The sequence below is a fragment of the Streptomyces alanosinicus genome, assembly GCF_014650595.1.
GTDB lineage: Bacteria > Actinomycetota > Actinomycetes > Streptomycetales > Streptomycetaceae > Streptomyces > Streptomyces alanosinicus.
Map to the genome: position 1 here is coordinate 67,345 of NZ_BMVG01000031.1, position 14,815 is coordinate 82,159.

Annotated in this window: 14 protein-coding genes and 2 pseudogenes; 3 read left to right on the forward strand and 13 right to left on the reverse strand. The window is 67.4% G+C overall.

Going from position 1 to position 14,815, the window contains the following annotated elements:
• Positions 1 to 486: 486 nt before the first annotated feature.
• From IE277_RS36235 to IE277_RS36270, 8 genes are all read right to left on the reverse strand, one after another.
• Positions 487 to 1,074 (reverse strand): DUF6262 family protein, encoded by a 588-nt coding sequence (locus IE277_RS36235; protein WP_189957997.1) that lies wholly within the window; start codon positions 1,072 to 1,074, stop codon positions 487 to 489.
• Positions 1,071 to 1,844 carry a tyrosine-type recombinase/integrase gene (locus IE277_RS36240; protein ID WP_229882225.1) on the reverse strand — a complete coding sequence of 258 codons (774 nt, stop codon included), beginning with the start codon at positions 1,842 to 1,844 and terminating at the stop codon, positions 1,071 to 1,073. Before IE277_RS36240 ends, IE277_RS36235 begins: the two co-directional genes overlap by 4 nt.
• Positions 1,845 to 2,098: 254 nt before the next feature.
• On the reverse strand, positions 2,099 to 2,575 hold the full coding sequence (locus IE277_RS36245; protein ID WP_189957998.1) for a hypothetical protein: 477 nt from the start codon (positions 2,573 to 2,575) through the stop codon (positions 2,099 to 2,101).
• 14 nt (positions 2,576 to 2,589) lie between these two features.
• Positions 2,590 to 3,153, reverse strand: a complete 564-nt coding sequence (locus IE277_RS36250) for a hypothetical protein (RefSeq protein WP_189957999.1) — start codon at positions 3,151 to 3,153, stop codon at positions 2,590 to 2,592.
• A 1,555-nt stretch (positions 3,154 to 4,708) separates the two neighbouring features.
• A complete protein-coding gene (locus IE277_RS36255; RefSeq protein WP_189958000.1) occupies positions 4,709 to 5,458 on the reverse strand; it encodes a class I SAM-dependent methyltransferase in 750 nt (249 codons plus the stop codon).
• Between the two features lie 186 nt (positions 5,459 to 5,644).
• Positions 5,645 to 6,517 (reverse strand): hypothetical protein, encoded by an 873-nt coding sequence (locus tag IE277_RS36260; protein ID WP_189958001.1) that lies wholly within the window; start codon positions 6,515 to 6,517, stop codon positions 5,645 to 5,647.
• Complete coding sequence (locus tag IE277_RS36265; RefSeq protein WP_189958002.1) at positions 6,510 to 7,724, reverse strand: hypothetical protein; 1,215 nt, start codon at positions 7,722 to 7,724, stop codon at positions 6,510 to 6,512. The genes IE277_RS36260 and IE277_RS36265 overlap by 8 nt, the downstream gene beginning before the upstream one ends.
• Before the next feature lie 200 nt (positions 7,725 to 7,924).
• Complete coding sequence (locus IE277_RS36270; protein ID WP_189958003.1) at positions 7,925 to 8,161, reverse strand: hypothetical protein; 237 nt, start codon at positions 8,159 to 8,161, stop codon at positions 7,925 to 7,927.
• 109 nt (positions 8,162 to 8,270) lie between these two features.
• On the opposite strand from IE277_RS36270, the gene IE277_RS36275 reads away from it, so the two are divergent.
• Positions 8,271 to 8,720, forward strand: a complete 450-nt coding sequence (locus tag IE277_RS36275; protein WP_189958004.1) for an ATP-dependent nuclease — start codon at positions 8,271 to 8,273, stop codon at positions 8,718 to 8,720.
• 49 nt (positions 8,721 to 8,769) lie between these two features.
• Here the strand turns inward: IE277_RS36275 and IE277_RS36280 are convergent, their stop codons facing one another.
• Positions 8,770 to 9,075 (reverse strand): hypothetical protein, encoded by a 306-nt coding sequence (locus IE277_RS36280; RefSeq protein ID WP_189958005.1) that lies wholly within the window; start codon positions 9,073 to 9,075, stop codon positions 8,770 to 8,772.
• A 276-nt stretch (positions 9,076 to 9,351) separates the two neighbouring features.
• Here IE277_RS36280 and IE277_RS36285 point away from each other — a divergent pair, with 276 nt between their 5' ends.
• Together IE277_RS36285 and IE277_RS36290 are read left to right on the forward strand one after the other, a co-directional pair.
• Positions 9,352 to 9,696 carry a GntR family transcriptional regulator gene (locus IE277_RS36285; RefSeq protein WP_189958006.1) on the forward strand — a complete coding sequence of 115 codons (345 nt, stop codon included), beginning with the start codon at positions 9,352 to 9,354 and terminating at the stop codon, positions 9,694 to 9,696.
• A gap of 120 nt (positions 9,697 to 9,816) precedes the next feature.
• Positions 9,817 to 10,623 (forward strand): annotated as a pseudogene (locus tag IE277_RS36290) (transposase family protein).
• A gap of 827 nt (positions 10,624 to 11,450) precedes the next feature.
• Here IE277_RS36290 and IE277_RS36295 read toward each other — a convergent pair.
• From IE277_RS36295 to IE277_RS50165, 4 genes and pseudogenes are all read right to left on the reverse strand, one after another.
• Positions 11,451 to 12,266 (reverse strand): hypothetical protein, encoded by an 816-nt coding sequence (locus tag IE277_RS36295; protein WP_189958007.1) that lies wholly within the window; start codon positions 12,264 to 12,266, stop codon positions 11,451 to 11,453.
• Positions 12,263 to 13,207, reverse strand: a complete 945-nt coding sequence (locus IE277_RS36300) for an ABC transporter ATP-binding protein (protein ID WP_189958008.1) — start codon at positions 13,205 to 13,207, stop codon at positions 12,263 to 12,265. Before IE277_RS36300 ends, IE277_RS36295 begins: the two co-directional genes overlap by 4 nt.
• Entirely contained in the window at positions 13,204 to 14,481 is a 1,278-nt protein-coding gene (locus tag IE277_RS36305; RefSeq protein WP_229882226.1) for an AprA-related methyltransferase, read from the reverse strand. Before IE277_RS36305 ends, IE277_RS36300 begins: the two co-directional genes overlap by 4 nt.
• Before the next feature lie 198 nt (positions 14,482 to 14,679).
• Positions 14,680 to 14,799: pseudogene (locus tag IE277_RS50165) on the reverse strand (hypothetical protein); the annotation flags it as partial.
• Between the last annotated feature and the right edge of the window lie 16 nt (positions 14,800 to 14,815).

Here is a 14,815-nt window from a genome sequence, read left to right on the forward strand (position 1 = left end):
CCGATCACGCCGCCAGTTCGTTTGTGCAGGAGGCGATCGAGCTTGACCAGTGTTCCGGGGGCGTGACAGTGCAGCAACAGTATCCTCTCCATGGCGCTGACCAGCCCTTTCCACTCCTGGCCGTAGGGGAAGAGGTGAGTGGGGATCAGGGTGAAGCGTCCGGCGATGTGGGCTCCGCGGGTGCCGGAGAGCAGGCTGCTGTGCTCGACGTGCCGGCGTAGACGAAAGTGGCGGCGATGCGCTCGGAGAAGTACTTGAGGGTGTCGGCGACTTCGGCGCCATGGCGGGTGATCAGCGAGTGTTGTGCAGCTCGTCGACTTTACCGACCGCAGGAGCTCGTGAACCGGCTCTGAACTGCGACGATTCATAGACTACATGTCCGCGACGGGGAGTTGGGGCGGTTGCTGCAACTCGCCTGGGAGGTCTCATGGGACGGCCCGTCCACCGGAACGGTGGACGGGCCGTGAAGTGGTTGGGCGAGAGAGATCAGGACTTCAGCGCCGGTTCGGCAATGCGGGCTTCGAGGTCGGCGACGCGCCGGTCCTGGAAGCGCAGGTTCGAGCGGGCGGCCTTGAGCCGCTCGTCGAGGGTGCGGTTGTCGGTGGTGAGCTGGCGGACCCGCTGCTTGAGGGTGGTGTTCTCCGTGGTGATCCGCTGGATGGCACCCTCAGTCCACTCGGCTTCCAAGTCGCGGATCTGACCGAGGAGTTCACCGATCCTGGTGCGTTGAGCGAGGATCTCGGAGTGGGCGGCCTTGAGCGCCTCCTCCGCGTTCAGGGCGCGTTCGCGCCAGGTCGCCTCACGCTCGTCGTCCTGCTCGGCGAGGGTGCGGGACCGGCGTTCGCTGGCCTCGGTCATCGCTGCGGCGACCGCGGCTCTGGCCTCGGCGTTGTCGTAGAGGAAGGTGCGCGAGACGTCCGCTCGGCGGGCGACGGCGGCGATACTGGCCTGGGCTTTCTCGCGCCGGAGCCGGGCGATGGCCTGGTGGACGCGCTCAAGGGCGGCGTCGGTCTTGCGGCGTCGGGCGGCTAGGGCCACCGCGGTGCGGGGTTCGGGAACGGGGGCGGTGTTCATGCAGCGTCCTGTTCGGGGTCGTCGCCGTCGGCTGTGCACGTATCGCTGTACTCGTCCGGCTCATCGCTGCCCGCGTCGGCGAGGTCAGCGGCACGGAAGGCGGTGGACCACACGCGGTGGAAGTAGTCCTGGGGTTTGCGCAGGTCCAGGGCGAGGGCGTCATCGAGGAGACCGAGACCGGCCAGGGCCTTCTCCAGACCGTCGATGGCGCGGGCGGTGGGCTCGAAGTAGCGGTGGAGGTAGTCAGCGGTGGCGTCATCGGGGGCGCCCTCGGCCAGCAGCCGCCACTGCTCGCGCTTGCGCCGCCAGTAGAGCAGGTCCGCGCCGGACAGGACGAACTTGTCGCAGTTGTGGCAGTCGAGGTTCCAGGGGCAGGCGCCGCCGTCGACGACGGGCTGGAAGGTGCAGAACCCGCCCTCGGCCGGGGTGCTGCGGCGTGACAGGTCGATCGCCAGAGCCTGGGCCTGCTGTCGGGTGAGCGGGGTGGTCTCCCCGGCCAGGAGTTCGCCGGGCTGAGCCGTGCCGGGGCCGGCGACCCAGACGTGCTGGAGCACGTTCTCCAGATCAGAGCTGGTCAGGTGGACGTAGTGCTCAGCCATCCGGTCACTGACCTGTCCCAGGTAGCGGCGGATGTGGGTCAGGGTGGCGCCGTGGCGCAACAGGCTGGTGGCCAGAGTATGACGGGCCTGATGGGGGACGTAGTGGTCGAGGTCCATGGCGTCCACCCAGGGCCGGAACCGGCTGTAGAACCACTGGTGAGTCAGTGACACCGTCCCGTCCTGGCTGCGGTAGACCGTGGGAAACAGGGCCAGCGCGGCGCGTTGGGCACCGGTCGGCCGGTAGCCGCCGAGCTGAACGGATGCCCACGCAAAACGCTCGGCTGGGAAACCCAGCCGAGCGTCTCGCTAAGCTCCTGGACCTAGCCAGTTGATCACTTGTGTTGCAACGCCCCCTGGAATTCGCCCACTCCCGGCAGGGCTTGCGTCGTTCTACTCTGCGGGCTGTCGCGTGGCTGCGCGTGCGGTCATTCGCCGTCGAAGTCCTCGGCTACCTCTCGCATTTCCTCGTCGATGCTGTCGCGTGCCCGGATGCAAAGGTCGTGGAGAGCAGCGTCCAGGCCGAGGTGGTCGAGCAGTTCGGCCATGCGCCGGTAGTCGTCGCTGTCCGACGCCTCGTCCAGCAGCTTCCGTACGGCTGGCGGAATTGCGGCCTCGGCGGCGGAGTGGGGCAGCCTGCCGAGCAGCTGCCGCACCCGAAGCGTGTCTCGGATACGCAGTGCGGTCCTGAGCAGAGGGGAAACGAGCGCTTCGGTGATGTCTGTGCCGAGGGCTGCCAGGAGCAGGAGTGCCTCGTCCCGTGTTTCGAATGTTTGCAGGGCTTCCCCGAGCACGCGCACGGTGGCTTCCCTGTCCTGTCGCAGTGGTACGAGTGAGCGGTTCAGGGCGCCGGCTGCCGCGAGAGCGTGCGAGAAAGGCTCCCACTCCGGTTCGGTGTTCGGCACGTCAGTGTTCCCTTTCACTTCTTCTTCTTGTTGCCGGCCCATTGCCAGTCCAGCCCGGCCACCCGGTCCCGGAAGTCACCGGCACTCATCTGTTCCGTGGGATAGATCGTTCGGTGCCCCCATGGTGCGTTGCCTCCCTTGTCCTCCCCGTCGGCGTGCAGTCCGAGTCCGGGCGGGAGGACGGCGTCCTGTGGCAGCACATGGTATTGGCCCGTGGTCGGTGCTCGTTCAGGGTCGATGAAGGTGGAGGCGCCCAGGACATGATCGGTGGGAGATTGCGGTGCGAAGGGCCCGACGATGTCGTCGGCGTCCTCCGCTTCCAGGTCCCGGTCCAGCCGTACCGGTCTCGGCGCTTCCTTGTTGCCGAAGGCATGCAGACGCTCGGGGGTGTCCGCATCGGCACCACCCGCTCCTGCCTCGTCCTCGACCGGCTCGCCCTGGTCAGATACCTCGCCCGGATCGGTGTCATCGGTGGTCTCGACCGGCTGGGGCACCTCGTCCGGATCACCAGTCTCAGCCGGGTCCGGCGCCCCTCCGTCGACGTCGACGACTGCAGGGCTCTCGGCCGGATCGGCCACCTTCTCTGCGGCCTCCGTCGGATCGGGAGCTTCCGTCGGGTCGGGAGCGTCGGTGCTTTCGTCGGCTTCCGCAGGGTGCGGGGCTTCCGTGGGCTCAGGGTGTTCGGTCGTGTCATGGTCGGCTTCTGTGGGGTCCGGGGCCTCGGTCGGGTCGTAGGCTTCGGCTGGTTCAGGAGCGTCCACCTGCTCCGCGGCCGCCGGGTCGGGAGCGTCGGTGCTTTCGTCGGCCTCTGCAGAGTTCGGGGCTTCCGTGGGCTCAGGGTGCTCGGTCGTATCATCGCCGGCCTCCGCTGGATCCGGGGCCTCGGTCGGATCCGGCGTGTCTGCCGTGTCGAGAGCCTTCAAGGGGCCCGGGGCTTCGGTTGAGTCAGGCGCCTCGGTCGGGTCGGGTGCCTCCAGGTCCGGGACGTCCGCGGGACGAGACGCCTCCGGTATCGGGGGTCGTTCCGAAGGGCGATCGGTCATTGGAAGCTCCGGGTGGGACGGTGCGACTCCGGTAGAGCCGTACCCAGGGGAGGGTTTGCGTTGCCGGGTGGTGCGGGTGAGATGGAGGAAGACGCAGGCGCGGTAGTCGGCCACCGCTTCGGGGGTGGCGGTGGGGCCCGGGAGGAGGACCGCCGTCGATCTCGGCGATCCCGGTGGCGGTGGGCTGCCACCAGGCGGACTGGTCCGGCTTCGCCCCGGGGCACGGGGTTACACGCTTCCTCAGTTCCAAGGCGTGTTCGGGACTGACAGCTGTGGCCGCGCGCGAGCGGAAGGCACAGCGGCGGCGGCAGCCCTCACAGCCCGGGAAAGGTGCGAGGGTGGCATCCACGGAGGGCGACCCATCGGCATTCGACGTCGCCGTACTTCATGGCCTGGCTGTGGCAGGCCGCGTCGGCCTCGTTCGGCCCGACCGCGCCCGACGCGGCCCATCCATCTTGTCCGCCGCTTGTGTCCATCACGCTGATCGTCCCCCATCAACCATTATCTGACACCACATCATCCAGTAGCCCGTGATCACGTGCAAACGGATGTCCGATGTCTGCCGCACCGAGGAGAAGGGGCATCAAGTGCCGTGCCCCCGGCCGCAGTCGAGCTCACGCTCGCCCGCTCGGCACACGTCCACCGCCGCTGAGGTTACGAGGGCGTTGGCACCGGCATCGAAATCACCGATGCCGGGTGAACAACGGATCGTCGCTGGACCGACCTCATGAGTGCGCCGACTATGTACGGCCCCGCGTGGAACCCTCCCCCACACAACAAAAACACCGCCCAGCACAACTGCACAACAGCAGGCCACAAACAAGATCAATGAGCACCCAAAGTGCTACGCCACAACGGCCTCGTCCTGGCGGCCGGCCGAGATCCGCACCACCCGCTCGCCGCGGTCGCCCAGCTCTTCCCGCTGACCAGTCATGCCCGCCATTGTCCCGGCCACGGCCCCTCCGCAGGAAGGCTGCCCTACTGTGCACCGCATGCCGGGGACAGGGGCGGGGTCCGCGCGTTGGAGTGAGAGCGGCTCATTCCTGGGGCGGGAGCCTGGGCAGCAGTTTCGGGTTCGATGTGTCAACCTCTATTTGCGCAGGCTCACCGCGTACCCGGATCCGGCGGGGTCGCGGTGCAGCGTCTCCAGGGTCCAGGCGGAACCGTCCACGGCCGCGGCGAACTCCTCCGGCGACGCCAGCCAGTAGTCGAACCAGGGCGTTGCCACTGCGCCGTCCCGTACACGCAGCCGCAGCTGCCCACGTGCTCGGCTGCGGCTGAGATTCCAGGAGTGGTAGTCAGCGTGGACCGTGTCGGCACCGTCGCCGGGATCCGTGCCGGTGCCGATCAACCGCGCGCCGGGGCCTGCCGCTGTGGCAAGGGCCGACAGGACCTGCGGCGCCTGTTCGGGGCCGCCCAGCAGGCCTAGGCTGTCCCCGCACAGGGCGATCGTGTCGAACCTCCCGAGGTCTTCGGGCAGCGACGGCACCGAGCCCACCACGGCCTTGGCCCCTCGCTCGCGCGTGATCCGCACAGCCGCGGGCGAGGGGTCCACACCTACTACCTCGTGCCCGCGGGCCACCCACGCGACCGCGTGGCGCCCGCCGCCGCACCCCACGTCCAAGATCCGGCCCTCAGCCTGTTCCCACGCCCACCGATCCAGCGCCGACCACTGTGCGGGCTCGCTGAAGTACCGGGAGGCGTCATTGGCCGCGATCAGGCCGTCGTCGCGCTCGATCACTTCCACCACCGACCACGGCGCGGCACCGGCCTCCCAGCAACGGGCCAGAACACGGCCGAAGGCATCGTCAATCCGGGGTTGCTTCGCGACCAGATCCATGACGCCCATGGTGTCCCTGGACCTCCATGCCCTGTGCGCGAATTTAAGGTCGGCAAGGCCGAACCCGGCGAACCTATGTGCTCGCGGCACTAGGCCGTCAGTCTTTGACAGAGATGCTGGAAGTGGGTGCGTGGTCGGGGTCTCGTTGCGGCGTGAGGCTGCGACCTCAGGCCTCCAGGGCTTCGGCTATTGGTTGGCCAGTAGGTCGGTGCGGTGCTGTTCGAGGTCGGTGACACCGTCGAGGTCCACCTCGACGGTGTATCGGGTGTGTACTGCGTCGGGACCCGTCTCCCGGGTCAGCTGCCAGGTGTCCGCGAAGCCCCAGCTGCCGCCTGTGTAGACGCCCTTGATCCTGCCGTCCACCGTCCCGATGGCGTCGAAGGGGCCGCCCTGCCAGCGGAAGGTCCAGTGGGTCCGGTACCAGGCGTCCAACTGCTCCGGGGCGGCCAGGAAGTGCTCGGCGCTCGGGTCCCGGGGATCGGCGCCAAGATCCTCAGGTCGGTCGTGCCCGGTGGTCAGCGCGATGAGGCCCGAGGCGTCGGCCTCGGCGGCAGCCGGATACGTCTGGCCGTGGTGGACCGCGTAGGTCTGGGGGCGGAAATGGTCGGCCTCGGCCAAACGCCGCACCAGGGCGCGCAGTGGCTGGAGCAGATCCTCGCGGTGCTCCGCCAGCTCCGTGATCTCGTGGCGTGGGAAGACGCCGCGGTAGCCGATGACCCTGCGCTTGAGGTGCTCCTTGGCGAAGTGTTCGTCGGAGCCGAGGTAGTTGCCCGAGAGCGTGGTGGGCGTGGCGGCGGTGCACTCGAAGAGCTCGTCGTGCCAGCGGAATGTCCACTGCACGGTGTACCAGGCTTCGAGGCGCTCAGGCGCAACTGGGTATCCCACCGACCCGTCGGCGGCCTCGCGCGGCGCGAGGTCTGCGGGTGCGGGGCGGCCGGGCTCGGGTAGCAGCTCGACGTACGGCCACAGACCCACGGCGGCACGGGCCTGGTAGAGGTCGCCGTGGAAGGCTGCGACCTCGCCTCTGACCGGGAAGGGGTGGCCCGCAGGGTCAGTCATAGTAGTTCCACAGCCTTTCGTTCTTGTCGAAGAAGCCGACGGCCTCTTCGGTTCCGTCGGCGTTCATACGCCAGATCTCGGCATGGTGTGGGAAGCCGGTGGGCTTGGCGTCCCACTCCGGGACGCCTCCGCCGGTGTAGCCGGTGCCGAGGAACGGGTCATCCCAGGCCCGTCCCGGGCTTTGGCCGGCCATGCCGGCGACGTGGTCGGCCAGCTCCTGGTCGCCGACGGCGCCGAGGGTCACCTCGGCGCGCATGCCATGCGGGGCCGGGAAGCGCAGCTGGTAGGCCTCGGACGCGCCCGGTGGGACGGGGGTCCAGCCGGCCCCGCCATCGTCAAGGGCGAGCCCGTCGCGCAGTTGGTCCATGCTGCGCAGGTCGGCGGTGTCGGAGCCGCGCGCAATGGAGCCGCGGAACTCGCCGGGCTTAAAGTCGTAATTGCCGAGCTTTGTGGCGTTCTCCAGATAGGCCTGCGCGACCTCGGGCTTGAGTACCTTGGTCACCATACGACCCTCACCGAGCTTGATCCCGTCACGGACCCCGACGACCTCGCGGGCCTGCGCCTCGGTCAGATCGTTGGTCGGGGTGAGCCGGAGCTTGTCATGCTCAGAGCGGTCCAGGCTGCGTGCCCCCAGCTGGTCGTCGATCTCCTCCTGGTAGTTCGGGCCGTCACGTAGCGCGCTGTTGCCGTACTGGTCGGCTCCACCCTCGGCCGCGCCGACCTCCAACTCGGCCGTCGGCTCGATGGCCTGGGGGATGCGGTTGCGGTCACCCGACAGGACGGTGTTCCCGGCCTCTGCACCGGGACCGACGAGGTCGGAGGCCCCGGCCTCGTCTCTGGAAGTCTTGGCCTTGAGCCCTTCGACCGGCCTGGCCTCGTTCTCAGCGTGCGCGACGGGGTTCTGAGCACCTTCTGCCTGCGCCTCCGCAACATCGGTCGGTGCTGTCGGCTCGGGGGCCTCGTCACCCGAGCCCAGGGCGTCCGCTGGCAAGTGCGGCGCCCCATCGGTCGGCTCCGGAGCATCCGTCGGCGGCTTCGGAGCCTCGTCGGCCGAGTGCGGTTCGGGGGCTTCATCAGCCCGGTCCGAAGCTCCGCCGCCCACATCCGAGGCCTCTACCGGGGCCGCCTGGTACAGAAGGTCAACCGGTGGCGTCGGCTCGGGGACCTCGTCAGCCGAGCCCAGGACGTCCGCCGGCGATTGCCGCACCCCATCAGCCGGCTCCGGAGCATCCGTCGGCGGCTTCGGAGCCTCGTCGGCCGGGGCGGCGGTGTCGATAGGTGGTCCCGAAACGTCCCTCGGCGCGGGCGACTCCGGAGCATCGTCGACCGACGCAGCCGGCTCCGGGGCTTCATCGGCTGAAGGCGGAGCCTCGGGTGCTGGTGGTCGCTCCTCGCGGGGGCGGTCGCTCATGAGGTGGCATCGGGGGCGGCGTGCGCGCGGTACAGGCGGATCCAGGGCAGTGGCTTACGCTGCCAGGTACCGCGGGCGAGGTGGATGTCGACGCAGGTACGGGGACCGGCCTGAGCCTCCGCAGAGGAGGCTGTGGTGGCGGAGAGCGGGACGGAGTCGTCCAGGTCAGTGACCCGGCCGGCCGTGACGGTCCACCACTCGCGCTGCTCCGCCGGGGCGCGCCGATCGGCCACGACCCGCTGCTTCAGCTCCGACGCGCGCTCGGGCCACGCAACCGTTCCGGCACGGGAGCGGAAGGCGCAACGGTGCCAACAGCCGTCGTAGTCAGGGGAGACTTCAAGGATGGACAACGTCGCCAAACTGGAAGGCCACCTGACGGCCCGGCTGGGAGCGATGCTCGGGCCGCGCCTGGCGGTACAGCCCACCCTGGGCTTTACCTCCTCCAAGCCGGACGAACTCATCCGCGCTGTGCGCCTGTTCTTCGACACGGCCCGCCGCAGAGGCATCTCCGACACCAGCCTGGGCAGCGCCAACGTCATCTACCTCGGCCTGCTGCTGGAAGCACTCAGCCAGCAGCGACTGGACGAGGAGTTCATCGCCACCCTCGTCTCCGTGGAGGAACCCGAAGCCCACCTCCACGTCACCCTCCAACGGCACCTCTTCAGGTATCTGCTGCGCACCGGGCCATCGCTCATCCTCACCACCCACAGCCCGCACATCGCCGCCGTCGCCCCGGTCCCGCTCCTTCATCGTGCTGCGCGCGACGGAGAGCCGTGCAGAAGTATCCGCTGAGCACTGCACGATCGTTTTTAGCCATTTATCCCCCCTTCTCCTTGGCACTTCAGGCGGACTTGACCTTGAAGCCGCTGCCATTGCGGGGGCCGAGTCGCGCCGTTACCCGCGGCTGTATGCGGGCGTCACCCTGCACCGTAAACTCCTCCGTGCCTACACCGAGCCGGGCCGCCCGCTGACCTTTGTAGCGGAAGAACACGGCGATCTTATGGGCTCCTGGCTCGATCAATACCTCCGTCGTGCCCCACCTCGCGGGCCACTCAACCCCGTCGATGTCCACTACTGGCCTCGTGAAGGCACGGTGGAAGGGCATCGCCACCAGCGACGGACGGATGTCTACGACGACGTTCACCATGACCATCACCGAATTCCTTGCTTTAGTTGTTCATCTGCCCAGTTGCATCGGGTTACCTTGCATTGACGTGTTCCACGCCGCCGAAGACAGCAGCGACTCCTGGCGGCAGCCCCTCGCAAGCTGTGCTCCGCCACCACGCCCGCGACACCGACCGCCCACTGGTCGCCCTCGGGATCCCGTGATCAATCCAGAAATATCACCTGATCTGGCCCCTGGCACGGGGGTGCGCCTCAAGTCATAAGCTTTCCCAACCTTGGAGCTATTCTCGCTGGCACCATGCTTGAGTTAGACACGGCGGACAAGCGCCCCCTGCATGAACAGGTGGCCAGTGCGATTCGGCGCGCCATCGCTGAGGGAGACTGGGCGCCGGGCGACCGACTCCCCGCTGCGCGGGCCCTCTCCCAAGCGCTGCGGGTGAACGTCAACACGACCCTACGCGGCCTTCGAACTCTACGTAACGAGGGACTACTGGAATTCCGACGAGGTCGAGGTGTGACTGTGACCCGCAGGGCAGATGAACGCTCAGCGCTACTGGACCGACTACTTGATGTCGTGGCTGACGCGGCGCGCCTCGGATACAACAAGAGCGACGTCATCGACATGATCAAGACGCTTCCGTGACCGGCCATGTAGCGCATTGGCAAACTCGTCGAGGCACTGAGCCTCTTTCATCCTGTGGTTCAGGAGTGAAAAGGGCTGGTCAGGAACGGTGACTCGGCGAAGCCCCTCGTCGTTGGTGTTGTGGTCTCACTCAACACGCCGACAGCCGGGGGGCTTCGTTGGTTCCGTATCCTTCCATGCTCGATGCCCCGCATGAGCTGGTCGAGCATGTTTCCTGGCTCATCTACGCCCGAAGGCGTGAACTGAACTCTCCGTGGCGGAGGCTGGGCTGCTTCAAGCAGGCCCTGCTGGTCCTGGCCCACCTACGGAAGAACGAGACGTTCGCCCAGGTGGGGGCCGGGTTCGGAGTGTCGGAGGCGACGGCGTGGCGGTATGTAGACGAGACACTCGAGGTCCTGGCCGCCTGGGCACCGGGCCTGCACGAGGCCCTGGTGGGCCTGGGCGAGGGCGACTTCGTCATCGTCGACGGGACGCTGATTCCCACCGACCGCATCCGGGCCGACGAGCCGTACTACTCGCGAAAGCACAAGAAGCACGGCATGAACGTCCAGGTCATCACGACGCCGGACGGTACGCCGCTGTGGTTCTCACGGGCAACGCCGGGACGGACCCACGACCTGACTGACCGCCGCCCGCGCCCACGGCATCGTCCAAGCCTGCCTGACACGCCAGATCCTCATCCTGGCCGACCACGCCTACCAGGGCGCCGGCGCCACCGTCCGCACCCCCTACTACGGTCACCACGAACTGCCCGAGCACTACCAGCAGTACAACCGCGACCACGCCCACCTGCGCGCATCCGGCGAACGCGCCTTCGCCCAGCTCAAGTCCTGGCGCCTGCTCCGAAAGGCACGCTGTTCAACCAACCGCCCCGGCCGCATCGTCCGTGCAGTCCACACTCTCCTGATCTGCACGAACTCAGGATGAAAGACGCTCACTGAGTCGGTCCGTTCCGTCGAGTGCGGCGCATCCTTCGAAGCCAACGTACCTGACGTCACCTCGGCGTACACGACGAGCACTGAGTGCCGTCCGACGTAGGTGGCGAAGCCGTGGGCATAGGTCAGCAAGAGCACGACGGCAGCGCGTTCCGTCTGCTCCACTCCGGAAATGAATCCGTACCCCGCGATCAGTGCCTCGGGAAGTTCCCGCAGCAGTGGAGTCGCTTGGCGTGCCGCGCCCGGCAGCGGCTATTTGCAGTGGGAGGACCAAACGGCGAAGACTAATTCGGCCATATCATGCTCTGGCCGAGTTATGACAGTTTGGACCACGGGGGCAATCCGGAGCATCGGCCGGTCCCTTCCTCCGTCAGTTCGCGCAGCTCCGGCACGAGGGTGGAAGCCAAGTACGACGGCGGAGTGAGCCAGGTAAGGGCGGACGTCAGCGACCCGGTCGGCGGCGCGCGCTATGGCTGGACGCAGGACAGCGAGGCCTAGTTCGACTCGCAGTGCCGGCATCCGTGAGTGGCGCCGTGGGTCGGGATCTGGGGCGTGGCCGGGCTACTACAGGCCCGCGTCGCGGGACTGGGCCGATGCCAGTTCGGCTTGGCCCGGGTTCATGCTGTCGATTTTGGCCACCACACCCCAATGGCGTTTGACAGGGCACCTCGTGAAACGTCGGCCGTGCGTGAAGCGTACCGACCGAATGTAGATCAGCGGAGTCCACGTCGCCGTGTACTGGTGCCCCGCGGAGCATCGCACGATGGTATTGGGAGCCATTGTCCATCTCCTCCTTGCCGTGGCGGCTCAATCGACGTGTCAGGAATCGAGTGCGGTTTCCGGGCTGAAACAGGCGGCCACGATAGTGACCGAGGCGAACGCGATGACGAACGTGGTGCCTCCGGCAGCAACCAGCAGCCGGGTGGCCCCCAGGTGCGGCAGACCGTAGGTCAGCACGAACACGGACCCGAGCGCGGGCAGCATGGAGATGACGTTGCCCAGGTTTCCGCCGGACAGGCCGGCAGCGCCCCCGATCTGGGTGAGACGGGGGAACAGCAGACTGACCAGGAGGGCCAAGCTCCCGCCAGTAAGGGCGATAAGCAACGGCAGGACGAGGGCCAGGGCCGTGTATCCCGCGCCCAGGTGGAGCCTCGTCGATGTCGTGGCGACGAGCAAGCCCGTCGCCAAGGCCACGATGGCCATGTAGGCGGCCCAGAAGCAGGTCGCAGCGGCGGCCATGTAACCGAGGATGGCGGCGGCGATGCGCCGGGGTGTGTAGGGGGCGCCGAGGAGCTCCTCGAAGCCGCCCCGAGTGACCTCCGCACCCACCAGGCCCTGGACGGCGCGGGTCACGGACATGGAGTTGAATAGCGCGGCCAAAGCGGGGCCCAGGGTCAGCAGGATGCCCACCGTGACAGCATGGCCACCGCTGGTGTAGCGGGCGGCGACGTTGAGGAAGGAGCCAGCGCCGTTGACCGCTCCGCTGCCACGCAGGGAGGTGAGCACCATGATGGCCAGGGCCGCGACAAAGGGGAGCACGGGCGCGAGCAGATGGTGTCTGCCCTCGTGGAGCAGGCGCCAGAGGAGTGCGTGGGTGAGCGCGAACGGGCGGGGATTGCCCGAGGATGCCGTCACTGTTGGTCCCAGGCCTGGTAGGTGGGCTGGTGGCGGGACTGGCCGTCCAGGTGGAGGAATACCTCTTCGAGGGCGTTGCCGGAGTGGGCGACCTCTCTGAGTCCCACGCCTTGACGGGCGAGTTCCTCAATGAGGGTTTCGGCTCCGCTGTCGTCGGCGACCTCGACCAGGACCGCACCGTCACGGTCATGGAGCGATTCATGGCCGAGACCGCGGAGTACATCGGTGGGGTCCAGCCGGGCGCGGATACGCAGGCGAATACCTCGGCCGACCATCTGCTCACGCAGTTCGGCAGGGGTTCCGCGCCCAGCGATGTGACCGCTACTGAGCAGCGTGACATCGTCGGCCAGTGCCTGCGCCTCACTCATGTTGTGGGTCGACGCGATGATCGTACGGCCATCCGCAGCAAGTCCTCGCAGCCGCTCCCTGAGATCGGCAGTCGCCGCTGGATCCATACCGGTTGTAGGTTCGTCCAGAAGGAGGACGGGCGGATCGGACAACAGCGCCTTGGCCAGCGCGACGCGCTGCGCCTGTCCGCGGCTGAGCGTGCCGGCCTTGCATGCGACGAGATCGTGTAGATGCAGCGCGGATACGGCGGCGGCGACGCGCTGCTTGCGCAGCACAACGGGCAGATCAAGTACCCGAGCCCAGTAACCGAGGTTTCCGCCGACGGTCAACTGGGGGGAGAGCGCAGGCCGGTGCGCGGTCACGGAGACCAACCGTTTGGCACTGGGATCGTGATGCGGATCGAGACCAGCGATCAGTACTCGCCCGGACGTGGGTCTGAGCACTGCGGCCAGTACCCGGAACAGGGTGGTCTTTCCAGCTCCGTTGGGTCCGAGCAGGATGTGCACTCCCGGCCCGAAGTCCAGATTCACGTCCGTCAGGACGGACCGCCCCCGGTATCCGGCGCACACGTCCTCGACGGACAGCACCATCATCGCTCCTCACGCGTCGTGAAGTGGTCGATGGTCAGCATCGTATGTCCGGAGTTCACGACGCCAAGCTCGTGATGTCGAAGACTGTGAAATCCAGCCACTTCAGCTGCCCAGGCGAACACCGCCGGTTCCACTGGATACTGATGGGAGTAGCCGTGCGTAGCATCGAGATCGCTTGCCAGGGTGCTGCCGTTGACAGATGCCGCTCGCGTCACGTCCACGGCATGAGCCTCGATCACGACTAGACCGTGACGGCGGGCAAGGTGACGCCAGCTGCGGAAGTGTGCGGCAAGATCGCGGGCCATGGCGTCCGGGCTGACAGCCTGCCCGTCAGGAGCCGCGAAGAAACGGAGCATGCGGGGCGAGCGGCCCGTGTGGGGCACGGTATCTGGCCGCCCGGCCCGGAAGTTCCGGTCGTGAATGACCGATTTGCTGACGTGCAAAGCGTCAGTGGCGTCTAGACCATGCTCCGCCAGCGCACGTCCCAAGCTGTAGGGATCGGTGATGTCGCCGTCGATGACGAGATGAGGGATGCCTACGCCGGCGAGCCGTTCGTCGGTGATTCGCCGGGCTACGGGGCTCGGTTCCACACCGACCATGAGAAGCGGGCGCTCATGAAGCCGTGTGCCCCGTGCCGTGCGCTCTCGGATCGCGGTGTGGAGCGTGTGCAACAGGGTTCCGTCGCCGCATCCCGAGTCGATAACCAATGCGGGCTGCCGGTCGAGATCCGAGCTGTCGAAGAGGGGCAGGCACACGTCCAGAAAGGGTTCAGAACAGGTGGCGGTGAACACGTCCCCACTGAAGACGATGTCCAGCTCCCGGTCGAGATGTGCGTCTTCGCCGAGGGCAGCAACAACGGTACTTGGGTCACCGAAGAGCAGGTTCTCCACATTTCTGAGAGTCGGCAAATAGCTGACTGGGTGCCAGTACTGGCGCGCATACGCTGCGGCGACAGCGCCTAACGGGGTTACCCGGGCGACGCCGTCGTCCACGATGACCCATCCCTGCTGCGCGAGGATCTCGCAGGCGGTCTTCAGGGCGCGTGGGTTTGCACAGTCCACGGCGAACGGAATGGATTCGGTGGCCGGGTTCAGGAGGCTCTGCTTGGTCAGATGGACCATCAGCGGCGCTGTGATGTGGCCGTCCAGATGGGCCAGTACCTGAAGCCTGGGCGCCACAGGACGCAGACCGGCGGGCACGTGCCACTCGGCCCGCATGAGATCGCGCACCACGACCAGTTCCTCTTCGGCTTCCGGGTCATGGTCCGCGAACAGCACCCTACCGAGCCGCTGGGCCAATGGTAGGAACGCGACTGCCGACGCGTACGAGGCGGCAAGCGCGGTCAGGACGGTACGGCCATGACCGGTGAGTTGGTAGTGCAGTGTGTCGACGGGCCCTGGGCCCGCGTGGGGTACGAGCCATCCCTGATTGGCCAGGAGGCCGAGGGCAATGTGCAGGTATCCGGGATTGGCGGCCGCATGCCGGGCGAGGCCCTGTACCTCCACGGGTTCGTCGGTCAGCAGCCGAGCCAGGACTCCTCGTCGGTACAGCTGATGGCGATTCTTGAAAATCGCCAGGTTCGCTCTTCCCACCACTTGGTTGGCTTTTCAA